20 protein-coding genes and 1 pseudogene are annotated in these 21,630 nt (G+C 72.6%); 8 read left to right on the forward strand and 13 right to left on the reverse strand.

Annotated elements, in window-relative coordinates:
• Positions 1 to 233: pseudogene (locus MKK69_RS12630) on the forward strand (methyl-accepting chemotaxis protein); the annotation flags it as partial.
• A gap of 26 nt (positions 234 to 259) precedes the next feature.
• On the opposite strand, the gene MKK69_RS12635 reads toward MKK69_RS12630, so the two are convergent.
• From MKK69_RS12635 to MKK69_RS12650, 4 genes are all read right to left on the reverse strand, one after another.
• Positions 260 to 589: a hypothetical protein gene (locus tag MKK69_RS12635; protein WP_243968231.1), complete on the reverse strand. Its 330-nt coding sequence runs from the start codon at positions 587 to 589 to the stop codon at positions 260 to 262.
• Positions 590 to 780: 191 nt separating this feature from the next.
• Positions 781 to 1,677, reverse strand: a complete 897-nt coding sequence (gene mazG, locus MKK69_RS12640) for a nucleoside triphosphate pyrophosphohydrolase (RefSeq protein ID WP_243968232.1) — start codon at positions 1,675 to 1,677, stop codon at positions 781 to 783.
• Positions 1,678 to 1,789: 112 nt separating this feature from the next.
• Positions 1,790 to 2,023, reverse strand: a complete 234-nt coding sequence (locus MKK69_RS12645; RefSeq protein ID WP_243968234.1) for a hypothetical protein — start codon at positions 2,021 to 2,023, stop codon at positions 1,790 to 1,792.
• Positions 2,024 to 2,146: 123 nt separating this feature from the next.
• Positions 2,147 to 4,069 carry a glycosyltransferase family 2 protein gene (locus MKK69_RS12650; protein ID WP_243968235.1) on the reverse strand — a complete coding sequence of 641 codons (1,923 nt, stop codon included), beginning with the start codon at positions 4,067 to 4,069 and terminating at the stop codon, positions 2,147 to 2,149.
• 143 nt (positions 4,070 to 4,212) lie between these two features.
• Here MKK69_RS12650 and MKK69_RS12655 point away from each other — a divergent pair, with 143 nt between their 5' ends.
• The 5 genes from MKK69_RS12655 (at position 4,213) to MKK69_RS12670 (ending at position 8,015) form a co-directional block, all read left to right on the forward strand.
• Positions 4,213 to 5,064, forward strand: coding sequence for a transporter substrate-binding domain-containing protein (locus MKK69_RS12655; protein ID WP_409564803.1), 852 nt, complete (start codon positions 4,213 to 4,215; stop codon positions 5,062 to 5,064).
• A gap of 63 nt (positions 5,065 to 5,127) precedes the next feature.
• Positions 5,128 to 5,355, forward strand: a complete 228-nt coding sequence (locus tag MKK69_RS12660) for a hypothetical protein (protein ID WP_243968237.1) — start codon at positions 5,128 to 5,130, stop codon at positions 5,353 to 5,355.
• Entirely contained in the window at positions 5,352 to 5,483 is a 132-nt protein-coding gene (locus tag MKK69_RS30985) for a hypothetical protein (protein WP_279598349.1), read from the forward strand. Before MKK69_RS12660 ends, MKK69_RS30985 begins: the two co-directional genes overlap by 4 nt.
• A 214-nt stretch (positions 5,484 to 5,697) precedes the next feature.
• A complete protein-coding gene (locus tag MKK69_RS12665; RefSeq protein WP_243968238.1) occupies positions 5,698 to 7,398 on the forward strand; it encodes a lysine--tRNA ligase in 1,701 nt (566 codons plus the stop codon).
• A 5-nt stretch (positions 7,399 to 7,403) separates the two neighbouring features.
• Positions 7,404 to 8,015, forward strand: coding sequence for a pyridoxamine 5'-phosphate oxidase family protein (locus MKK69_RS12670; protein ID WP_243968273.1), 612 nt, complete (start codon positions 7,404 to 7,406; stop codon positions 8,013 to 8,015).
• A gap of 25 nt (positions 8,016 to 8,040) precedes the next feature.
• Here MKK69_RS12670 and MKK69_RS12675 read toward each other — a convergent pair whose 3' ends face one another.
• The 5 genes from MKK69_RS12675 to MKK69_RS12695 form a co-directional block, all read right to left on the reverse strand.
• Positions 8,041 to 8,364 (reverse strand): type II toxin-antitoxin system PemK/MazF family toxin, encoded by a 324-nt coding sequence (locus tag MKK69_RS12675; protein ID WP_243968239.1) that lies wholly within the window; start codon positions 8,362 to 8,364, stop codon positions 8,041 to 8,043.
• The gene (locus MKK69_RS12680) at positions 8,361 to 8,585 is read right to left on the reverse strand and encodes an antitoxin MazE family protein (protein WP_243968240.1); all 225 of its coding nucleotides are present in this window, start codon (positions 8,583 to 8,585) and stop codon (positions 8,361 to 8,363) included. Before MKK69_RS12680 ends, MKK69_RS12675 begins: the two co-directional genes overlap by 4 nt.
• Before the next feature lie 109 nt (positions 8,586 to 8,694).
• Positions 8,695 to 9,594 carry a transglutaminase family protein gene (locus tag MKK69_RS12685; RefSeq protein WP_243968241.1) on the reverse strand — a complete coding sequence of 300 codons (900 nt, stop codon included), beginning with the start codon at positions 9,592 to 9,594 and terminating at the stop codon, positions 8,695 to 8,697.
• Positions 9,595 to 9,664: 70 nt separating this feature from the next.
• A complete protein-coding gene (locus MKK69_RS12690; RefSeq protein WP_243968274.1) occupies positions 9,665 to 12,202 on the reverse strand; it encodes a circularly permuted type 2 ATP-grasp protein in 2,538 nt (845 codons plus the stop codon).
• Between the two features lie 364 nt (positions 12,203 to 12,566).
• Positions 12,567 to 15,845 carry a DUF2126 domain-containing protein gene (locus MKK69_RS12695; RefSeq protein ID WP_243968242.1) on the reverse strand — a complete coding sequence of 1,093 codons (3,279 nt, stop codon included), beginning with the start codon at positions 15,843 to 15,845 and terminating at the stop codon, positions 12,567 to 12,569.
• Positions 15,846 to 16,060: 215 nt separating this feature from the next.
• Between MKK69_RS12695 and MKK69_RS12700 the strand changes: the two genes are divergently transcribed.
• A complete protein-coding gene (locus MKK69_RS12700; RefSeq protein ID WP_243968243.1) occupies positions 16,061 to 17,245 on the forward strand; it encodes a putative zinc-binding metallopeptidase in 1,185 nt (394 codons plus the stop codon).
• Between the two features lie 16 nt (positions 17,246 to 17,261).
• Here MKK69_RS12700 and MKK69_RS12705 read toward each other — a convergent pair whose 3' ends face one another.
• From MKK69_RS12705 to mntR, 3 genes are read right to left on the reverse strand one after another with little or no spacing between them, the layout of a single operon-like run.
• A complete protein-coding gene (locus MKK69_RS12705) occupies positions 17,262 to 17,624 on the reverse strand; it encodes a DUF6883 domain-containing protein (RefSeq protein ID WP_243968244.1) in 363 nt (120 codons plus the stop codon).
• Positions 17,621 to 17,911, reverse strand: a complete 291-nt coding sequence (locus tag MKK69_RS12710; RefSeq protein ID WP_243968245.1) for a DUF4926 domain-containing protein — start codon at positions 17,909 to 17,911, stop codon at positions 17,621 to 17,623. Before MKK69_RS12710 ends, MKK69_RS12705 begins: the two co-directional genes overlap by 4 nt.
• A 24-nt stretch (positions 17,912 to 17,935) precedes the next feature.
• On the reverse strand, positions 17,936 to 18,397 hold the full coding sequence (mntR, locus tag MKK69_RS12715; protein WP_243968246.1) for a manganese-binding transcriptional regulator MntR: 462 nt from the start codon (positions 18,395 to 18,397) through the stop codon (positions 17,936 to 17,938).
• Positions 18,398 to 18,552: 155 nt separating this feature from the next.
• Here mntR and MKK69_RS12720 point away from each other — a divergent pair, with 155 nt between their 5' ends.
• Complete coding sequence (locus MKK69_RS12720; protein ID WP_243968247.1) at positions 18,553 to 19,881, forward strand: Nramp family divalent metal transporter; 1,329 nt, start codon at positions 18,553 to 18,555, stop codon at positions 19,879 to 19,881.
• Between the two features lie 7 nt (positions 19,882 to 19,888).
• Here MKK69_RS12720 and MKK69_RS12725 read toward each other — a convergent pair whose 3' ends face one another.
• Positions 19,889 to 21,577 (reverse strand): thiamine pyrophosphate-binding protein, encoded by a 1,689-nt coding sequence (locus MKK69_RS12725; protein ID WP_243968249.1) that lies wholly within the window; start codon positions 21,575 to 21,577, stop codon positions 19,889 to 19,891.
• Positions 21,578 to 21,630 lie beyond the last annotated feature (53 nt).

The following is a 21,630-nucleotide window of genomic DNA, read 5'->3' on the forward strand; positions in this document are numbered from 1 at the left end:
CGGCGGCGGTGGAGCAGCAGGGCGCGGCCACCCAGGAGATCGTGCGCAATGTCGGCCAGGCGACGGCCGGAACGCAGCAGGTCACCGGCAACATCGCCGGCGTCGCCCAGGCCTCGGAGCAGACCGGCCGGGCGGCCGACCACGTTCTCACGGCGGCCACGGACCTGTCGCGCCACGCCGAGCAGCTCTCGGCCGAGGTCGAAAGGTTCCTCAGCACCGTGCGGGCGGCCTGAGGGACCGGGTTCCGGCCCCGGCGATCTCAGTTCGGCGTCGCGATCGCGCTCAGCGGCGTCCAGTAGCAGCGGTCCTGCGCGCCCTCCGGGGCGAGGCAGCCGTAGCTCATCGTCCGGGATTCCAGCCGGACCGCCTCTCCGGGCTTCCAGGACCGGCACTCGCCGCTGGCGAGACTGCCCCGCAGGAGTTGCCCGAAGCCCGACTCGTCGCCCGCCATGACCAGCTTGAACAGGCGGTCCGTGACCTCCTGGCTGTGGCAGCCGAACCGCCCCTGGACGATCGTCTCGGCTGCGGCGGGCCGGGACAGGGACGCGGCGAGCGCGAGGGCGGCGAAGGCGGGGAGGGCGAGACGCATGGGCGGAACATATCCGCCGGTCGGGGCCTGTCGAGCCCTCGGGGATCGCCGCGCCCCGCGCAGGATCGTCGCGCCGGCCCGGCCCATCGTCCCTTCCGGAAGCCGGCCACCACCTTTCGGGACGATGCGCTCGCTTTCCGATCCGCATCGTCTCGTTCCGAAAGCCGGTCTCCACCTTTCGGGACGATGCGCTACCCGGTCCGATGATCCCCCTCGTCGCGCTTCGCCGCCTGCCAGGCGGCCTCCATGGCGGGCAGGTCCGACCGGCCGAGGTCCCCGCCGGCCGCCCGCAGATGCGCGGCCATGGCGGCGAAGCGGCGCTCGAACTTGGCGGTGCCGTCGCGCAGGGCCGCCTCCGGATCGATCCCGGCATGGCGGGCGAGATTGGCCACCGCAAACAGGAGGTCGCCGATCTCTTCGGCGACGGCCGTCCGGTCGGCCGCCGCCAGGGCCTCGGCGACCTCGTCGGTCTCCTCCCGGACCTTGCCGACCACCTGGGCGGCGTCGTCCCAGTCGAAGCCGTAGGCGGCCGCCCGCCGGGAGATCTTTTCCGCCCGGGCCAGAGCCGGGAGCGCGCGGGCGACCCCGTCCAGCGGGTCCGGCGCGGAGTCCGCCGCCGCCCGGGCCGCCCGCTCCTGCGCCTTGATCGCCGCCCATTGCGCCTCGACCTGCGCCGGATCGCGCAGCGGCGACCCCGCCGGAAGCAGCGTCCCGTCCGGCGCGAACACGTGCGGATGGCGGCGCACCAGCTTGTCGCCGATCGCCCGGGCCACGTCGTCGAACGCGAAGGCGCCCTGCTCCTCGGCCATGCGGGCGTGGAACACCACCTGCAGGAGCAGGTCGCCGAGTTCGTCGCGCAGGTCGTCCCGGTCGCCGCGCGCCACCGCGTCGGCGACCTCGTAGGCCTCCTCGATCGTGTAGGGCACGATGCTGGCCGGGGTCTGCGCCACGTCCCAGGCGCAGCCGCGGACGGGGTCGCGCAGCACCGCCATCAGGCCCAGGAGCCTGCCCAGGGGGGGCTCCGCCGGCGCCCCCCCGGTGGGCGCCCCGGCGCCACCGGATCGGCCCGTCTCGCGTGTCTCGCTCATGCCGGTGGCGTTAGCGCATCGCCCCGGAAACCGGAACCGGAACGATGGGCGGATGTCGCGACGGGCATCGCGTCCGTCGAACGCCAACGACCGCCGGATACCCGCGCACGCGTCAGGTCCGGACGGCGCGCTCGCGCACCTGCTCGGCCTGCAGGGCGTTGAGATAGCCGGTGAGGCGTCCGCTGACCGCCGGGTCGGCGCATTGCACCCAGAGCGGGGCCGGCAGCGCCCGGACGGGCAGGCGCAGCAGGAACGCCTCGGCCGACAGGGCCGCCTCCCGCTCGGAGGCGGCGGCCAGCAGCCGGGCCCCTGCCTGCGTGCCGATCAGGATCGCGATCGTGGCCATTGGTGATCATCCGCTTTCGGACGACAACGGCACGAGAGCCGCAAGTGTTGCGCGGCAAGTGTTACGCGGCAAGTGTTGTGCTGGAAGTGTCGCGCCGGATTCAGCGCGCCGGGCGGATGCAGATCATGAGAACGCGCGATCCCGCGCCGGGGGCTGCCCGCGGGTGTGACCCGGGGCCTCGTCCCGAAGGGCGGTTGCCGGGACGGCGCGCACGGGTCGCAGCCGGCCGCTCCGGGACGTGCGCGCCAGGCCGTGCGGGGTCTTGTTCCAGCGTTCGGGGGCGCGGACCAGCTCGATCAGCGCCAGCCACGCCGCCACGCTGACCAGGAGGAAATAGGCGGGCATCAACGGGACCGATTGGGCGAGGTCGCCCCAGCCGCGCCGGGCGCAGCCGAGCAGGGCCGGGAGGATCAGGGCGACGAGCCCGGTCCCAAACAGGGTGATCGCGAGCCCCGTGGCGAGATTGTCGAGGAAGACGGGGGCGGCCGGGATCTCGCGGACCAGGAAGGCCCAGGCCGCCGCGGCGAGGCACACCGGATAGGCCAGCGCCGAGGCCACGGTGCCCGGAACCAGGGCCACGGCGCAGAGCATGTCCAACGCCCCGAGGCGGCGCGCATTGGCCAGCGGATGGCGCCCGTGGGTGAGGCTGGTCTGGACCAGGCCCTTCAGCCAGCGGGTGCGCTGGGCGAGCCACGGCCCGAACCGGGCGGGCGCCTCCTCGATGGTCGCGCTCGGCAGGTCGCCGACCGTGTAGCCCGCGAGCGCCAGCCGGATCCCGAGATCGGCGTCCTCGGTCACGTTCGCGGGGTCCCAGCCGCGCAGGGCCCGCAGCACCCGGGTGCGCAGGTGCATCGAGGTGCCGCCGAGGGGGACCGGCAGGCCGCACCGCGCGAGCGCCGGGTTCAGCACGTCGAACAGGCCGGCATATTCCAGGGCGAAGGCGCGGCTGAGCCAGGAATCGCCGGCATTGTCGATCACGAGCCGGCCCTGGAGGCAGGCGGTCCGCTCGGGCAGGCGCGCGAACAGCGCGGCGGCCAGCCGCAACTGCCCGGGATCGGGGGCGTCCTCGGCGTCGTAGACGGTGAGCAGGTCCCCGCGGGCGAGCGGCAGGGCGGCGTTGAGCGCCCGCGGCTTGGTGCGCGGGCCGCCCGGCGGCACCGTGATCACCTCGAACCGGGCGGGCAGGGGCACGCGGGCGAGCGCCGCCCGGGTCTCCCGGTCGCCGGCCTCCAGCAGCAGCTTGATGTCGAGCTTGGCCGGGGGATAGTCGAGGGCCGCCAGCGCCCGGAGCAGGGCCGGCACCACCGCCGCCTCCCGGTGGAGGGGGACGAGGATCGTGTAGACCGGGAGGTCGGCATCGGCGAGGGGCGGCACCTCGGCCGTCACCGGGGCCGCGATCACCAGGGCGGCGATGCGGAAGGTCGTCATGGCCAGGAACAGGCTCTGCCCGGCCAGCAGCACCGCGCGGGCGAGGGGCGCCGGGAGCGCCGCGCACAGGCAGAGCCCCGCGGCGAGGGCGAGGGCGAGGACCAGCAGCCCCCAGTAGGCCGGCTCCCGCGCGGTCGCGCGCTCGGGCGCGTGCCGCGCCAGGTCGTTGGCCGCGTGATTCGCCACCTGCGCGGGGATCGCGGCGAACACGGCCTCGCGCAGGTGGGTCGGGCTGGTCAGGGCCGGCAGGCCGGTCCGGCGCGGGCGGTCGAGCAGGTCGGCGATCACCCGGCCGCGGGGCGCCAGCACGCAGGGGACAACCGACGGGACAACCGACCCGAGCGCCAGGGGCGCGAGACCGGCGACCAGGCTCTCGGGGAAGCGCAGGCCCGGGCCGAACGGGATCGGCCCGTCGAGGTAGGGGGTGCCGAGCGCCCGGGCCAGGGCCCGGTAATACGCCGCCTCGTCCATCAGGCCGGCATTCAGGAGCGCGGTCGCCGCGTCGGTGCCGGCCGCGGCCGCGTCGGCGGCCGCCCGGTCCAGCAACCGCCCGTCCACGCCCTCGGCGCGCAGGAACGCGATCTCCGGCGGCAACGCGTGGGGAGACTGGAACGGCACGCCGGCGCTCCCCCGGTGGCTCCAGGTCGTGATAGAGGAGGGGGGTGAGCCAGTCCCCAGCCCCGCGCTCCGAGAGGAGCATCGCCCCCGCCCCGCCGTCAAGAGGCGGGCGGACAGGATTCCCATGGCGGGTCGCGGCGGTCGTGGTCGCCGCCGCCCTCTGCACCGGACCGCGCCCCGCCGCCGCCGCGCCGCCGGAGCCGCAGAGTGCCACCCCTGGCACCCCCGCCGTCACGGTCCCGGATTTCTGGAACCCGCGCAGCCGCGGCGAGCGGGTGGAGGCGCCCCAGACCGGCCGGGCGGTCCGCTTCCTCACCGACGACGAGTTCCCGCCGCTGCACTTCGCCGGCCCCGACGGCAACCCGACGGGTTTCGTGGTCGAGCTCGCCCGGGCCGTCTGCGAGAAGCTGACGATCCCCTGCACGGTGCAGGCGCGCCGCTTCGACACCCTGCTCGACGCGCTGGACGGCAAGCAGGGCGACGTGGTCGCGGCGGCGATCCCCCTGACGGCGAAGCTGCGGGAGAAATTCCTGACGACCCGGCCGTATTTCCGGTGGCCGGCCCGCTTCGCCGCCCGGGCCGACAGGGGCCTGCCGCTCCCCTCGGCGGCGGCGCTCGCCGGCCGGAGCGTCGGCGTGATCGACAACAGCGCCCACGCGGCCTACCTCAAGGCGTTCTTCCCGAAGGCCGTCCCGAAGGACTTCACCGATCTTGCGGCGGCCGAGGGCGCGCTCAAGCGCGGCGAGATCGACTACCTCTTCGCCGACGGCCTCAACCTCGCCCTCTATGTCGGCGGCCAGGAGGCGGACGCGTGCTGCGCGCTCACCGGCGGCGACTACCTGGAGAACCGCTATTTCGGCGAGGGGATCGGCCTGATCACCCGCCAGGAGGACGCGGCCCTGTCCCGGGCGCTGGACGACGCGCTGCAGCGGGTCTGGGACGACGGGAAGTACACCGAACTGTACCTGCGGTTCTTCCCGGTGAGCCCGTTCTGAGGGCTTTCATCGCGGCGGGGAATCGGGAACCCTGCCCGCCGGGCTTCGGCTGTCGGAGGCACCATGACGGATCTTCTCGAACAGGCCGTGGCGAAGGCGCGCGACCTGTCTCCGGACCTGGAGGACGCGATCGCGCGCCTGATGCTGGCCTTCGTGGGGGATGAGGACTCGGTCTACCAGTTCACCCCGGAGGAGGCGGCGGAGCAGGACGAAGCCGACGCCGAGGAGGCCCGCGGCGAATATGCCACCGATGCGGAAGTCCGCGCCATCTGGGCGAAGTATGGCCTGTGAGGCTGCGGCTGACCCGCACCGCCGCGCGCCAGCTCGATCACGTGCTGGCCGATATCACGCGCCATCATCCGGCGGGTGCCGACGCCGCCAGACGACTGACCGGCGTGGCATTCGGCGCATCGTCGTGACACCTTACCCCTACATCAGACCTATCGCGTCGGTTCCGATGAAGTCATCGTGCGCAGCATCCGGCACACGGCGCGGCGGCCGATAGCTTGAGCGACACGCCCGCAACAGGGCGCCTGCGGGTGAGCGGGTCTTCGCATTGCACCGCCGGGCGTTCCGCTCCGGTGCGAACCGCTCTAGGGTGCGCGCGTCCACATCGCGTTCATCCCAAAAGACATGCAAGCCGCGCCCCCAGCCCTGACCCTCGACCCCGACACCATCGAGGCCGCCGCCAACGCCGCCGCCTGGCCCTTCGAGGAGGCGCGCAAGCTCGTGGCGCGGCTGGAGAAATCGGGCAAGACCGAGGTGCTGTTCGAGACCGGCTACGGCCCCTCGGGGCTGCCGCATATCGGCACCTTCGGGGAGGTCGCCCGCACCTCCATGGTGCGGCACGCCTTCCGGGTTCTGACCCGCGACGCGGTGCCGACCCGGCTGCTCGCCTTCTCGGACGACATGGACGGGCTGCGTAAGGTCCCCGACAACGTCCCGAACCGGGCGATGCTCACCGCCCATCTCAACCAGCCGCTGACCCGGGTGCCGGACCCGTTTTCCACCCATGACAGCTTCGGGGCGCACAACAACGCCGAGCTGCGCCGCTTCCTCGACGCCTTCGGCTTCGCCTACGAATTCGCCTCGGCCACCGACTACTACAGGGCGGGCCGGTTCGACGCGGTGCTACTGCGGGTGCTGGAGCGCTACGATTCCGTGATGGAGATCATGCTGCCGTCCCTGCGCGCCGAGCGCTCGGCGAGCTACTCCCCGTTCCTGCCGCTCCACCCGGTCACCGGCCACGTGATGCAGGTGCCGATCGACGCGGTGAAGGCGCAGAGCGGCACCATCGTGTGGCGTGATCCCGCCACGGGCGAGCGCTACGAGACCCCGGTGACCGGCGGCCACGCCAAGCTGCAATGGAAGCCCGACTGGGCGATGCGCTGGGTGGCGCTGGGCGTCGATTACGAAATGGCCGGCAAGGACCTGATCGATTCGGTCAAGCTCTCCGGCAGGATCGCCCGGGCGCTCGGCGGCGAGCCCCCGGAGGGCTTCAACTACGAACTCTTCCTCGACGAGAAGGGCCAGAAGATCTCGAAGTCGAAGGGCAACGGCCTGACCATCGACGACTGGCTGAAATACGGCACGCCGGACTCGCTCGCCCTGTTCATGTACAACAAGCCCCGCGAGGCCAAGCGGCTGTTCTTCGACGTGATCCCGCGTCACGTGGACGAGTATATCGGCTTCCTCGACCGCTATGCCGGCCAGGACGCCAAGCTCCGGCTCGGCAACCCGGTCTGGCACCTGCACGCCGGCAAACCGCCCGAGCCCGAGCGGGTCGAGGGCGCGAGCCTGACCTTCGCGATGCTGCTCAACCTCGCCGCGGTGGCCAACACCGAGGATCCGGCCGTGCTGTGGGGCTTCATCCGCCGCTACGCGCCGCAGACCGGGCCGGAGACCCATCCGGGCCTCGACCGGCTGGTGGTCCACGCGCTGAAGTACTTTTCGGATTTCGTGCGGCCCGCCAAGACCTACCGGGAACCGACGCCCGAGGAGCGGGCGGCCCTGGCGGATCTCTCGGAGACGCTCGAGGGCCATGCCGGCTCCACCGATCCGGAGGCCCTGCAGGCGGCGGTCTACGAGGTCGGGCGGCGCCACTTCCCCGACACGTCCGGCAAGGCCAAGAGCCCGGACGGGCGGCCCGGCGTGTCGCAGGCGTGGTTCACGAGCCTGTACAACGTGCTGTTCGGCGAGGCCCGGGGCCCGCGCTTCGGCTCCTTCGTGGCGCTCTACGGGGTGGCGGAAACCCGCGCGCTGATCGACGCCGCCCTGTCCGGCGCCCTGGTGGCCGAGCACGAAGCCTTCGCGGCCGGCGGGACGGTCGCGTGAGCGGGGTGATCATCGACAGCCTCGCGGCGCTGGAGGCGATCTACCACACGCCCCCGGCGCCCGCCTCCACCGCCAAGGTGGCGGCCACGGTCACACCGGATTACGCGGCGCTGATCGCCGCCTCGCCCTTCGCGGTGCTGGCGACGAGCGGTCCCGAGGGACTTGATTGCAGCCCGCGCGGGGACGGCCCGGGCTTCGTGCGGGTCGCCGATCCGCGCACGCTGATCCTGCCCGACCGGCGCGGCAACAACCGGATCGATTCCCTGCGCAACATCGTGCGCGATCCCCGGGTGGCGCTGCTGTTCCTGATCCCCGGCTCGGGCACGACCCTGCGGGTGAACGGCACGGCCCTGATCTCGGCCGATCCGGATCTGCTGGCGTCCTTCAGCGTCGACGGCCACGCGCCGCGCACGGCCCTCGTGATCACGGTGAACGAGATCTACTTCCAGTGCGCAAGGGCAATCATCCGGGCGCGACTCTGGGATCCGGACGCCCACGTCGATCCGGCACGCCTGCCGAGCCCGGGGGCGATCCTTGCGGCGCTCACCGCCGGAGAGATCGGCGGCCAGCGCTACGACGCGGAATGGCCGGAGCGGGCGGCGAAGACGATGTGGTGAGGACTGGGTTCGGCAGCCGCCGACGCTATGCGACGCCGAGAAATAGCGCGAGTAACCGCGTCACGGCCAACAGGGTCACGTCATCGAGCCGCCCGATCGGCGGCCCGACTTTCGCCCGCCTGACCGTCATGACCTTGTCGATCTGGACCTGAGACGGCCTTTTCAAGCCGTTTTGGGGTGTTGGCTGCACGGACAGCCGGATCAGCGGGGCATCCACTTGCGTCGACGAGAGCAGCAGGACCGTCACCGAGTTGGTCTGCACGAAGGTGTCAGCCTGGATCACGAGTGCCGGACGCGGCTTTCCGAAATCCCCCGCCATGGCGACGGTGACGAGATCGCCGCGTTTCACGGCTCGGCCGGATCGTCGAGATCGGCGAGCGCGGCGTCGAGGAAGGCGTTCAGTTCGTCATCGGCCGCATCGGCCTCCGCCACCAGCAACGACTGGCGCCGGCATTCCTCGGCGAAACCTGGCTGGCTCGAGTCCGGAACCCAGATCTGCACCGGCCGAAGCCCGGCCGCGCGCAATGCCTCTCGACGCTTCCGAACTCTCTCGACGACCGGCGTGCCCATCCGAGTCTCGCATCCAGTTACATGTAACATGTAAGAACGCGGGTCGAACTCCGTCAAGGCGAGGAGGGCGAAGACGCGGCCCGTCGCGTTTTCGTAGCCGGACGCCGTCTCACCCCACCAGCGCGAGATCCTGCGTCTCGGTATCCGGGATCACGTCGACCTCGACCTTGAGGCGCTGCTTGCCCGAGCCGCTGACGATGCCGTCGACGGGGGCGACGTCGCCGTAATCGCGGCCCCGCGCCACCACGATGTGGTCGTCGCGCACGGCCACGCCGTTGGTCGGGTCGAGGCCGAGCCAGCCCGCGCCGCACCAGACCGCCACCCAGGCGTGGCTCGCATCCGCCCCGCGCAGGCGCGGGCGGCCCGGCGGCGGCACGGTGCGCAGGTAGCCGCTGACATAGGCGGCCGGCAGGCCCATGCCCCGCAGGGCGGCGATCATCACGTGGGCGAAGTCCTGGCAGACCCCGGCCCGTAGGGCGAAGGATTCGGCGAGCGGCGTGTAGACGGTGGTGGCCTTGGAATCGAAGCGGAAATCGGCGCCGATCCGCAGCATCAGGTCGTGGGCCGCCCCGTAGGCGCTGCGGCCGGGCGCGAAACTCGGCCTGGCATAGTCGGTCACCGCAGGCAGCAGCGGCACCCGGCCGGTCGGGAACAGGAAGTGCACCGGCGCCCGGCCGCCGAGCTCGCGCCCGGCCACCACGGCGTCGCGGACCCGCTCCCAGGCCATCCCGGATTCCGGCGGCGGCGGGGTCGGGCGCTCGACCCGCACGGTGGAGAGCGCCTCGACGCTGAAGGTGGTGTGGGGCACCTCCAGGGTGATCGCCATCGCGTCGATCCCGAAATAGTCCCGGCGCATCACCGCCGTGGTCGGGCTCGGGTCGATGGTGACGGCGCTCGCCAGCACGCTCTGCCCCTCGCCGTCCTGCGGCTTGAGCCGCAGGGCGCAGCGGGCGAAGCGCACCGCCCTGCCGTAGCGGTAGGTGGTGCGGTGGCGCAGCGTGTAGATCATCCCGGCGGCCGCGCGGCGCGGCAGGGGCTGCAGACCGTCCCCGAGGCGAGGGCGTTGCCGGCGCAGGTCATCAAGCCAGTCCCGTCAGCTTCTCGGGGCGCAGGGCATTCGGCCCGGTGGGGAAGTAGCGCGCCGCGATGCCGTCGGCGAGGCGCTCCAGGTCGGTCTCCAGGGCGGTGAGGCGCACGGCGTCGAAATCGGCGGCCTCGCCGCTGCGCAGCTCCGCCAGGATCCGGGAGGCGAGGCGGCGATGCGGCTCGGGGATGCCGTCGGCCGAGAGCGCCGGCAGGTCGTCGAGGTGCCGGGCGATCGCCTCCGCCTGGAAGGCGATCGAGCGCGGGTTGTAGGGGTCGAGCACCACCATGTCGCGCACCGGGTCGAGGGCCGCCCCCTGCAGGTAGCGCCGCCCGTAGCTGATCTGCGAATCGCAGAGCGACAGCATCACCCCGAGGCAGCCCGGGGTCGCCTCGTCGTTGGCGAAGGCCAGCGCGAAGGTGCAGGTGTTGATCGCCCGCTCGATCCGCCGGCCGAGTTCGACGAAGTGCCAGCCCTCCGCCCGGCTCATGTTCTCGTGGGTGAGGCCGGAGAGCGCCGCGAGGTGGCTCAGCGCCCGCTCGGCGCGGCCGGCGAGCTGCGATTCGGTCAGCGCCCGATCGGGATCGAGGGACAGGAGCTCGTTCAGGTCGGCGAGCACCCGCCAGGCCTCGCCGGAGAGCCGGGCGCGCAGGGCGGCGACGTTGCGGCGGGCCGAGACGATGTGGGCGCGGGCCGAGCCCGCGCGCTCGCGCCCGGCCAGGGCCTCCTGGGCGAGGCGGGCGGTGGGCAGGTCGGCCGCGCCGGTGGCGCCCCATTCGTGCAGGAGGGCGCGCAGCGCCAGGGCCGCCGGGGTGTCGAGGGCGCCGGAGATGTCGGCCCCGACCGCGTCGCCGACGCTGCGCAGATGGGCCAGCACCAGCCGCATCACCGCCTCGGCGCGCTCCAGGTAGCGGCCGAGCCAGAACAGGCCGTCGGCGGCCCGGGCGGGCAGGTGGCCGCCGACCCGCCGCACCCGCGGGGCCGCGTGCGATCCGATCAGGGGCGCGGCGACCGGCTTCTCCGACAGCACCCAGACATCGGCGGAGCGGATGCCGAGCCGCATCTCGATCGGGTCGACATCCGCCCCCTCCGAGACCCGGCAGAAGCCCCCCGGCATCACCTGCCAGCCGAGCGGCGTCCGGGTGGCGAAGACGCGGACCACGAAGGGGCGGGGCACGAGGGTGAGGCCGTCCGCCCCGCGCTCCCAGCCCGGCATGGTCGAGAGCGGCGCCGCCTCCTGGGCGACGTAGTCGAAGGGCCGGTCGCGCAGGGCCGCCACGACCTGCGCGCGCTCCGCCGCCAGGGCCGGGCCCGCCAGGATCGCGTCGCGCCCCGCCCCCCGCTGGGGCGTGGCGGCCGGGCGCAGGATCAGGCTGTCGAGATTGGCCTGCGCGTGGGCGAGGCCCTCCAGGTCGCCGCACCACCACGCCCGGGGGTGGCCGAGCCGCAGGGGCTCGCCCCGCAGCCGGCGGGCGATGCCGTCGAGATACGGGGCGAGCGCCGCCGACTCGACCAGCCCCGAGCCCGGCATGTTGGCCATCACCAGGGAGCCGTTGCGCAGGGCGTCAAGGATGCCCGGCACGCCGAGCCGCGAGGCCGGGTTCAGCTCCAGGGGATCGAGGAAGTCGGAGTCGATCCGCCGCCACAGGGCGTCGGCCCGCTTCAGGCCCGAGACGGTGCGCACGTGCAGGCGGCCGTCCTGCATGACGAGGTCGTCCCCCTCCACCAGCATCAGGCCGAGATAGCGGGCGAGCGCCGCCTGCTCGACATAGGTGCTGCTGTAGGGGCCCGAGGTCAGCAGGCAGATCCGCGGGTCCGCGCGCTCGGCCCCGAGCGCCAGCCCGTCGCGGAACGCCTGGAAGAAGGCCGGCAGGCGCTCGACATGGAGGTCCTGGAAGAAGTCCGGGAAGGTCCGGGCCAGGACCATGCGGTTCTCCAGCGCCCAGCCGAGGCCCGAGGGCGCCTGGGTCCGGTCGGCCAGCACCTGCCAGCGCCCGTCCGGACCCCGGCCGAGATCGGCGGCGTAGAGCTTCAGGTAATGGCCCCCGGGGGGGACGACGCCGTGGAGCGGGTGCAGGAACTCGGGGGTGCCGGCCACGATCGCGGCGGGCAGGAGCCCCTCCTCGACCAGCCGGCCCGGGCCGTAGACGTCGGCGAGGATCGCCTCCATCAGCTCCGCGCGCTGGACGATGCCGGCGCTCAGCGCCTCCCACTCCGCCCCCTCGATCACCAGGGGCAGGCAGCCGAGCGGCCAGGGGTGCTCGCGCTGGTCCCCGGCGATGCGGAAGGAGATGCCCGCGTCCCGGATGTGCCGCTCCGCCGCGACGAAGCGGGCCGTGATCTCCGGCTCCGTGAGGCCGCCGAGCTGGTCGAGCAGGCGCGGCCACGCCCCGCGGGGCTGGCCGTCCGGGCCCAAAAACTCGTCCGGCCGGCCCGGGGCGGGGCGGTAATCCGCCGTCCAGCGGGCGACGCGCGCCCGCGGGTCCTCCGCCGGCTCGGCCCGGGCGAGGCTTGCCGCGAGCGCCGCCTCCATCACGGCCCCCCGGTCATTGCGGCTTGCGGATCCACACACCGGGTTCGGGAGCGCAGTCCGCTCATCGTTGAGGCGGTCCGGAGCCCCCACGCGCCCTCCCTCCCCCCTGTGCGGGGGAGGGAGGCCCCCGAAGGGAGTCGGGTCGGGACGAAGTCCCGCAAGGGGGGAGCGACGCTGCAGAACGAGGCACCGGCCTGCATGAAGGTTGCGCCCTCTTCGGAAGCCGGGTTGCCCTCTCCCGACCCGGCCTGACGGCCGGGCCATCCTCCCCCGCACAGGGGGGAGGGAGGGCGCGTAGGAGGTCTGGTCTGCCCCCTCCATCGACCGGACCACGATCCCGACCCGGATGCCTGAACATCGGGGATCATTGCGGGACCGGTGTCCGCAGGTCGAGGGTCAGCGGGAACTCGGCGCTGGCCTCGGCACGCGGCATCTCGACCCGTCCCGGCGTGTGGCCGAGGGGCTCGAAGCGGGCGAGGCGCCTTCCCTCCGCCTCGTAGGCGTTGACCGGGTGGGTCTCGTAGTTGCGGCCGCCCGGATGGGCGACGTGGTAGCGGCAGCCGCCGAGGGACCGCCCGCTCCAGGCATCCAGGATGTCGAAGGTCAGGGGCGAATGGGCCGGGATCGTGGGGTGCAGGGAGGAGGCCGGCTGCCACGCCTTGAAGCGCAGGCCCGCCACGGCCTCGCCGCCGCGGCCGGTGCCGGCCATGGGCAGGCGGCGGCCGTTGCAGGCGATGACGTGCCGCCCGGGCACGAAGCCCTCGACCTTGACCTGCAGTCGCTCGACCGAGCTGTCGACGAAGCGCACGGTGCCCCCGCTGGTCCCTTCCTCGCCCATCACGTGCCAGGGCTCCAGCGCCTGGCGCAGCTCCATCCGGACCCCGCCCTGCTCGACCGTGCCGAAGACGGGGAAGCGGAACAGGGCCTGCGCCTCGAAGGCGACCGGATCGAAAGCGTAGCCCGCCACCCGCAGATCCTCCAGCACCGAGAGGAAGTCGGACCAGAGGAAATGCGGGAGCATGAAGCGATCGTGGAGGTTCGTGCCCCAGCGGACACAACCCCCGGTCTGCGGCTCGCGCCACAGCCACGCCACCAGCGCCCGCAGCAGCAGCTGCTGGGCGAGGCTCATGCGGGCGTCCGGGGGCATCTCGAAGGCCCGGAACTCCAGCAGGCCGAGGCGGCCGGTGGGCCCGTCCGGGGAGTAGAGCTTGTCGATGCAGATCTCGGACCGGTGGGTGTTGCCGGTGACGTCGACCAGGATGTTGCGAAACACCCGGTCGACCAGCCAGCGCGGGATGTTGGGCGTGTCGGGGGCCGGGATCTGGGCCAGCGCGATCTCGAGCTCGTAGAGCCCGTCGTGGCGGGCCTCGTCCATGCGCGGGGCCTGGCTGGTCGGGCCGATATAGAGGCCCGAGAACAGGTACGAGAGCGCCGGGTGGCGCTGCCAGTAGAGCACGAGGCTCTTCAGCAGGTCGGGCCGGCGCAGGAACGGCGAATCGTCCGGGGTGACGCCGCCCATGACCACGTGGTTGCCGCCGCCGGTGCCGGTATGGCGCCCGTCGACCATGAATTTTTCCGCGCCGAGCCGGGTCTGCCGGGCCTCGGCGTAGAGGTCGGTGGTGATCGCCACCGCTTCGCGCCAGGAGGCGGCCGGGTGGACGTTGACCTCGATCACGCCCGGATCGGGGGTGACCTTGATCAGGCCGATGCGCGGGTCGTAGGGCGGCTCGTAGCCCTCGATGTGGATCGGCAGCTTCAATCCGGCGGCAGCCGCCTCGAGATGGGCGGCGAGTTCGAGATACTCGTCGGCCCGCTGGGTCGGCGGCATGAACACCCGCACGATCCCGTCCCGGGGCTCGATCGCCAGCGCGGTGCGCACCGCGACGCCGGTGATGCCGGACCCGTTGACGACGGTCTTGGCCATCGGGTCGCCGGCGAGCGGCCCGCGGGGCTCCAGGGGGTCCTGTGGCTGGTAATAGGGATAGTGCTCGGGCGGCACGTAGGGCAGGGACGACAGGGGCAGCCGGAAGCCGAGGGGCGAATCGCCCGGCACCAGGAAGGCCTGGCCCCGGCGGAAGTCCCACATCTCCGAGATCCAGACCCGGTCGGCATCGCCGTCCTTGCCGGTGGGCAGGCTCGCCAGCGGCAGGACGTAGCCCGCCGGCTCCCCGAGGCCGCGGGCATAGACCCGCTGGATCCGCGCGTCGAACTCCACCGAGCCGGACCGGGCCGCGGCCGGCGTGACGTTGACCGGCAGTTCGGCGGTCTTCTTCTCCCAGAGGTCGCCGTCCTCGAAGGCCGGGATCACGTAGTCCGACAGGCCGAGGCGGCGGGCCAGCGCGTCGGCGAGCGCCCGGGCCTGCGCGATGGTGGCGGTGCCCGCCTCCCCCGCGGCCATCTCGGGGGCGATCAGGGCCGGGTCCGTCCAGATCGGCTTGCCGTCCTTGCGCCAGTACAGGGCGAAGGCCCAGCGGGGCAGGCTCTCGCCGGGATACCACTTGCCCTGGCCGTAATGGAGCAGGCCGCCCGGGCCGAACCGGTCGCGCAGGCGCCGGATCAGCTGGTCGGCGCGGCCGCGCTTGGTCGGGCCGACGGCGGCGATGGTCCATTCGGGCGATTCGAAATCGTCCACCGACACGAAGGTCGGCTCGCCGCCCATGGTCAGGCGCACGTCCTGCGCCGCGAGGTCGGCATCGACCCGTTCGCCGAGCGCGTCCATGGACGCCCAGACCGCCTCCGAGAACGGCTTGGTGATCCGCGGCGTCTCGGCGACCCGGGTGATGCGCATCGCGAAATCGAAGGTGGTCTCGGCCGGCTCCATCGCCCCCGAGATCGGCGCCGCCGAGCGGTAATGCGGCGTGGCGGCCAGCGGGATGTGGCCCTCGCCGGTGAGCAGCCCCGAGGTGGCGTCCAGGCCGACCCAGCCGGCGCCCGGCAGGTAGACCTCCGCCCAGGCGTGCAGGTCGGTGAAGTCCGCCGACGCGCCGGTCGGGCCGTCGACCGCGGTGGTGTCGGGGACGAGCTGGAGCAGGTAGCCGGAGACGAACCGGGCGGCGAGGCCGATCCGGCGCAGCACCTGCACGAGCAGCCAGGCCGAGTCCCGGCAGGAGCCGCTCTTGAGGCGCAGGGTCTCGGCCGGCGTCTGGACGCCCGGCTCCATGCGGACGCCGTAGGCGATCTCGCCGGCGATCAGGCCGTTGAGCGCCACCAGGAACAGGACGGTGTTGGGCTCCTCCGGGAGCCGGGCGAGGAGCGCCTCCATCTCGGGGCCGTCCGCGTCGACCAGGGCGCGGTAGGGCGCCAGTTCCTCCGCGAGGTCGGGATCGTAGGCGAAGGGGTGGGTCTGGGCGTAATCCTCGACGAAGAAGTCGAACGGGTTGATCACCGCCATGTCGGCGGTGAGATCGACCTCGATCTTGAGCTCGTCGGCCTTCTCCGGGAAGACGAGGCGGGCGAGCCAGTTGCCGCTCGGGTCCTGCTGCCAGTTCAGGAAGTGGTTGGCGGGGGTCACCTTGAGCGCGTAGGCCGGGACCTTGGTGCGCGCGTGCGGGGCCGGGCGCAGGCGGATCACCTGGGGACCGAGGCTGATCGGCCGGTCGTAGCGGTAATGGGTGACGTGGTGCAGGGCAGCTTTGATCGACACGATGGCTCCATCGGAAGGATCGAACGCGGTCTCGTCGCCGGTCCCGGGCGCCGCGGCGGGCCGAACGCCGGCCCCCGCCGGGCGGTTATGCGACACAGACCGCGTGACAAGCAATTTCCATGCGGCGCCCTTCCGCCGCCGCGCCCCGGCCGGAACTTTGCCGCCCGGCCCCGCTTGACCGCCCAGTGGGCCCGCTGCCGGCCCGGGACCGCACGATGAAGATCTTCCAGTGCCAGGCTTGCGACCAGCCGGTCACCTTCGAGGCGACCGCCTGCGAGAGCTGCGCCCGGCGTCTGGGCTATGTCTGCGCGGTCCACGAAGTCTCGGCCCTGGAGCCGCAGGGCCACTCGGCCCATCCGCTCATGGGCGGCGCCCCGGTGTTCCACGCCTACGCGGATCCCGGCCGGCGCTACCGGTTGTGCAACAACGCCCTCTCGGGGGCCTGCAACTGGCTGGTGCCGGAGGACGACCCCGACATCTACTGCACCGCCTGCCGCCACAACCGGGTGGTGCCGGACCTGGCGCAGCCCTGGAACCTCGCCCGCTGGCGCCCGGTCGAGGCCGCCAAGCACCGGCTGTTCTACTCGCTGCTGCGCCTAAACCTGCCGCTGGCCACCCGCGCCCAGTACACGGACGGGCTGGCCTTCGATTTCCTGGTCGACCCGTCCGAGAGCTTTTCCGGCGGGCCGCCGGTGCTGACGGGCCACATCAACGGCCTGATCACCATGAACATCGCCGAGGCCGACGACGTCGAGCGGGAGCGCCGCCGGATCCTGTTCGGCGAGCATTACCGCACCCTGCTCGGCCATTTCCGCCACGAGATCGGGCATTATTTTTGGTATTTGCTGGTCATGAACGGCCCCACGATGGGGGCCTTCCGGGCTTTGTTCGGCGACGAGAGCCGGAACTACGTCCTGGCCCTGCAGGACCACTACGCGAAGGGTGCGCCGGCCGACTGGGACGAATCCTACGTCTCGGCCTACGCCACCGCCCATCCCTGGGAGGATTTCGCCGAGACCTTCGCGCATTACCTGCACATCGTCGACACGGTGGAGACCGCTTCGACCTTCGAGCTGCACGTGCGCCCGCGTCTGCGCCACGGGCGGCAGGCGCCGACCGTGATCGACTTCGACCCCTACAACAACGCCGATCTCGACCGGCTGATCGCCGCGTGGCTGCCGCTGACCTACGCGATCAACTCGCTCTCCCACAGCATGGGCCAGCCGGCGCTCTACCCGTTCAAGCTGACTCCGACGGTGATCGCCAAGCTCGCCTTCGTGCACGAGCGGATCTACGCCTCCCGCACCGGGATCCTGCCGGATGACGGCGAGTCCGGGGCCGAGATGCTGCGCGCGGTGATTTTGGGTTTGCGCCAGAAGGTGGCGGCGGCGACGGGGTGAAGCTCGCGGAGCACCGTTACGGGCGGGGACGCGGAAGGGGCTTCAGCGTGATGAACCGGGCCGTTCTGGACGGGTCGCCATCGTCGATCTGCCAGACGGTCCTGACCTGCGGGCTCACGCCGATCAACGCTGCGAGCGGCCCCTCGAAATAGAGCTTGATCGCCTGATAGCCCGGGAGGATGCCCCGGAAATACGCCCGGCGGCAATGCCCGAGCAGCGCCTGCCTGAGGTCGTCCGGGTTGTGTGCCGTGAACCCGAACGCGGCGAGGAAGCGGCATTTTGCAGCGCCGTCCTTGTGATTCGCGTTGAGTAAATAAGCCGTGATCTTGGCGGGGGCGACGTGAAAGCGGTTCGGCCAATTCTCTTGGTCCGCGGTCACCTGAGTGCGCGCTCGACGAGGCACACTGTGGCGGCATCGACCGTCGCCAGCGTGTCGACGGGTTCCGTGAACTCGACCTCGAACGCCGCACCGTCAGCATAGATCCCCACGACGGTGCCGGTCGCGCCCGCTGGAACCGTCAGATCATCGTCGCCGATCACGGACCGCAGAACCCGGACACGATCGAGTTCACGGACCGGCTCATCCGCGTCAGCCCCGGTCGGCGACGGCACGCCCGATTTCGGAAGTTGGGCTCGCATGGCACACACGATAATCTCCTCTTCCACGATCACAACGCGGCCCGTCGCCCGTCACGCCCCCCCGTGCCCCTCCACGAAGGCGCGGAAGGCCGCGAGCGTCTCGGCGCTGACATGGTGCTCGATGCCCTCCGCGTCCCGCCGGGCCGTCTCGGGGCTCACCCCCAGCGCCCGCAGGAAGCGCTCGACGATGCGGTGGCGCTCCCGCGCCTGGGCGGCGAGCCGGCGGCCGGCCTCGGTCAGGAACACGCCGCGATAGGGCCGCTGCTGGACGAACCCGTCCTCGCACAGGCGCTTGAGCATCTTGGCGACGGTCGGCTGCGCCACGCCGAGGCGGGCCGCGATGTCCACCTGCCGCGCCTCGCCGCCATCGCCGATCAGGTCGTCGATCAGCTCGACGTAATCCTCGACGAGTTCCGAGCGCCGCGCCTCGCGGGCCTGGCGAAAACTCTCCACGTGCTGCTCGGGATCGACCAGAACGGTCTCGGGCGCGCCCTGCTCGGACGGTTCCTGCATCGGCTCTCCCCCCTCGGCACGCGCGCCGCCCCGCCCCTGTCTAGCAAGAACCGGCCATGGGAGGGGAGTCCCACGGGCTCGGCAAATGCCCCCTTGAATCCAGCCCAGCCAACCCTGATTATAGCTCGGGCTATATCTTTGACGAGAGGGTGAGCATGGAGGCGCCGAACGCCGCGACGGTCCCGGGGGGCGCCGCCCCGGGGACGATGAGCGGGCGGGCGGAGGGCGCGATCCGCGACGTCCTCGACGGACGGCCGGGGGGAAGGGGCCGGTTCCTGCTGTTCGCGGGCCCCGCCGTGACGGCCTCGATCGCCTACATGGACCCCGGCAACTTCGCCACCAACATCCAGGCCGGCGCGCGCTACGGCTACGGCCTGCTCTGGGTGGTGCTGCTCGCCAATCTCACGGCGATGCTGTTCCAGGCGCTCTCGGCCAAGCTCGGGATCGTCACCGGAAAAAACCTCGCGGAGCATTGCCGGGACGCGACGACCCGCCCGGTGCGCCTCGGCCTGTGGGCCATCAGCGAGGTCGCCGCCATGGCCACCGACCTCGCGGAGTTCCTAGGCGGCGCCATCGGCCTGTCGCTGCTCACCGGCCTGCCGCTGATGGCCGGGATGGCGGTCACCGCGGTGATCACCTACGCGATCCTGCTCCTGGAGACCGGCGGCTTCCGGCCCCTCGAGATCGCCATCGGCGCGATGGTCGGCACGATCGGCCTTTGCTACGCGGTCGAGCTGCTGGTGGCGCCGGTGGCCTGGGGCGAGGCCGCCCGGGGCCTCGTCACCCCAAGGATTCCGGACGCGGAGGCGCTGACCATCGCGGTCGGGATCATCGGCGCCACCGTGATGCCGCACGCTCTGTTCCTGCATTCGGGCCTGACCCAGGGGCGGGGCAGCCCCCGCAACGATTCCGACCGGCGCCTGCTGGTGCGCTACTCGAACCGCGAGGTGGTGGTGGCGCTGCTGCTGGCCGGCCTCGTCAACATCGCCATGGTGATCATGGCGGCGGCGGCGTTCCATCTCGGCCACAGCGCGGTCGCCGAGATCGGCGAGGCCTACCGGACCCTGACGCCGCTGCTCGGCCCCGCCGCCGGGGCGGCCTTTCTGGTGTCGCTCCTGGCCTCGGGGATCTCGTCCTCGGTGGTGGGCACGCTCGCCGGCCAGATGGTGATGCAGGGTTTCACCGGCTGGCACATACCGCTCCTCGTCCGCCGGCTCGCGACCATGCTGCCGGCCTTCGTGGTGGTGGCGATCGGGGTCGATCCGACCCGGGCGCTGGTCCTGTCGCAGGTGGTGCTGTCGCTGGCCCTGCCGGTGCCGATGGTGGCCCTGGTGGTGTTCACCCGCCGCCGCAGCGTGATGGGGGCCTTCGCCAACGGTCCGCTCACCCAGGCGGCCGCCGTGGCGGGGGCGGTTCTGGTGCTCGGGCTCAACGCGGTGCTGCTGGCGGCGGCGTTCGGGGTGCCGGTGCCGGGGTTGGACTAGCCGCCCCTCACGTCGCCCGCACCACCACCTCCACCAGATTGGCGCCCCCCGACCGGATCCCGGCCTCGATCGCCGGGGCGATGTCGGCGGCCCGGGTCACCCGGCGCGCCGGCACCCCCATCGAGGCCGCCAGCGCCGGAAAGTCGATCCGCGGGTCGGTGAGGTCCATGGCGATGAAGCGGTTGGCGCGCACCGAGGCGTAGTGCGCCTGGCCCTTCATGAAGGTCTTGAGGATGTTGTACTCGGCGTTGTTGATCACCACGAAGGTGACCGGCAGTTTTTCGTGCGCGGCGGTCCAGAGGGCCTGGGGCGAGTACAGCGCGGCCCCGTCGCCGACCACGCAGACGACCGGTGCGCGGTCGAGGCCTAAGGAAAATCCCACCGCGGCCGGCATGCCCCAGCCGAGCACGCCGCCGCGCATCGCCGCGTATTGATGCGCCGAGGGGCTGTCGAGGAAGGTGCGCAGGTGGGTCAGCGTCGCGGGCGCCTCGTCCACGATGGTGGTCTGCGCCCCCACCGCCCGGGCGACCTCCCGGGCGGCGACCAGCGGCGCGATCACCGGATCCGCGAAGGCCGCGTCCGCGGCGGCGGCGAGCGTCGCCCGGCGCTCGGCCCGGGCGGTCACGGCTTTGGCCCGCAGGTCCGCGAACGTCGCGGCCCGGTCGGCGAGGCGGGGGCCGAGCAGCGGCAGCAGGGCGTCGAGCGAGGCGCGGATGTCGCCCACCGTCGACAGGCCGGTGGCGTAGGTCCGCCCGAGGTCGCGCACATCCGCGGAGAGCTGGAACACCCGCACCCCCGGCGGCACCGCCGAGACCTCCGAGTAGAGCACGGTGATCAGCGACTTGCCGCCCAGCGCGAACACCGCGTCGTAGCGCCCGAGGATCTCGGCGATGGAATCGGCCCGGGTCGGCAGGTTGCCGGCCCAGAGCGGGTGCGCGGTCGGGAAGGGGATGTGGGCCGGCCAGGACGAGCCGTAGACCGGCGCCGCCAATAGGTCGGCCAGCGCCACCATCTGGGCCGAGGCGTCCGAGGCGTCGATCTCGTCGCCGGCGATCAGGGCGAGGCGGCCCGGCGCGATCGCGGCGAGTTTTTCGGCCAGCCGGTCGAGGGAGCCCGCCACCGCCCGCTGGTCGATGGTCGAGGTCTCCCCCGCCGGCACCGCGGTCAGGGCGTCCATCACGTCCATGGGCAGCGACAGGAAGACCGGGCCGGAGGGGGCGGCGGCGCAATCGTGGAAGGCCCGGCGCAGCAGGATCGGGATCTGGTCCGGGCTCGTCACCTCCCGGGCCCATTTCATCACCGGGTCGGCGATGGCCACGAGGTCGCCCATCAGCAGCGGGTCGGTGAGCGCGTGGCGCAGGTCCTGCTGCCCGGCGGTGACCACCAGCGGCGTGCCCGAGACCTGCGAGTTCACCAGCCCGCCCATGGCGTGGCCGAGGCCGCCCGCCGTGTGCAGGTTGAGGAAGGCGGGCCGGCGCGCGCCCTGCGCGTAGCCGTCCGCCATGGCCACCGCGGTCGCCTCCTGCAGGGCGAGGATGTAGGCGATGTCCGGCGCCTCGGTGAGGGCGTCGATGAGCGGCAATTCGGTGGTGCCGGGATTGCCAAAAATGTAGCGCACGCCCTCCGAGCGCAGCACCTCCACCAGGAGGTCGGCGCCCCGGCGTCGGCCGGCGGCCTCCACGGTCTCGATCGCCATGCCCGGCCCCCGATGGAATCGGCCCGCAGGCTAGCCCATGGGCGCCCCGGGGC

Origin of the sequence: Methylobacterium sp. J-026 (assembly GCF_022829585.1) — a bacterium.
GTDB lineage: Bacteria > Pseudomonadota > Alphaproteobacteria > Rhizobiales > Beijerinckiaceae > Methylobacterium.

Bases quoted from the DNA above. Each gene is read 5' to 3' on its own strand.
- MKK69_RS12635 (WP_243968231.1), bottom strand. From the start codon at position 589: ATGCGTCTCGCCCTCCCCGCCTTCGCCGCCCTCGCGCTCGCCGCGTCC.
- mazG (WP_243968232.1), bottom strand. From the start codon at position 1,677: ATGAGCGAGACACGCGAGACGGGCCGATCCGGTGGCGCCGGGGCGCCC.
- MKK69_RS12645 (WP_243968234.1), bottom strand. From the start codon at position 2,023: ATGGCCACGATCGCGATCCTGATCGGCACGCAGGCAGGGGCCCGGCTG.
- MKK69_RS12660 (WP_243968237.1), top strand. From the start codon at position 5,128: ATGACGGATCTTCTCGAACAGGCCGTGGCGAAGGCGCGCGACCTGTCT.
- MKK69_RS12665 (WP_243968238.1), top strand. From the start codon at position 5,698: ATGCAAGCCGCGCCCCCAGCCCTGACCCTCGACCCCGACACCATCGAG.
- MKK69_RS12680 (WP_243968240.1), bottom strand. From the start codon at position 8,585: ATGGGCACGCCGGTCGTCGAGAGAGTTCGGAAGCGTCGAGAGGCATTG.
- MKK69_RS12685 (WP_243968241.1), bottom strand. From the start codon at position 9,594: ATGATCTACACGCTGCGCCACCGCACCACCTACCGCTACGGCAGGGCG.
- MKK69_RS12690 (WP_243968274.1), bottom strand. From the start codon at position 12,202: ATGGAGGCGGCGCTCGCGGCAAGCCTCGCCCGGGCCGAGCCGGCGGAG.
- MKK69_RS12700 (WP_243968243.1), top strand. From the start codon at position 16,061: ATGAAGATCTTCCAGTGCCAGGCTTGCGACCAGCCGGTCACCTTCGAG.
- mntR (WP_243968246.1), bottom strand. From the start codon at position 18,397: ATGCAGGAACCGTCCGAGCAGGGCGCGCCCGAGACCGTTCTGGTCGAT.
- MKK69_RS12720 (WP_243968247.1), top strand. From the start codon at position 18,553: ATGGAGGCGCCGAACGCCGCGACGGTCCCGGGGGGCGCCGCCCCGGGG.
- MKK69_RS12725 (WP_243968249.1), bottom strand. From the start codon at position 21,577: ATGGCGATCGAGACCGTGGAGGCCGCCGGCCGACGCCGGGGCGCCGAC.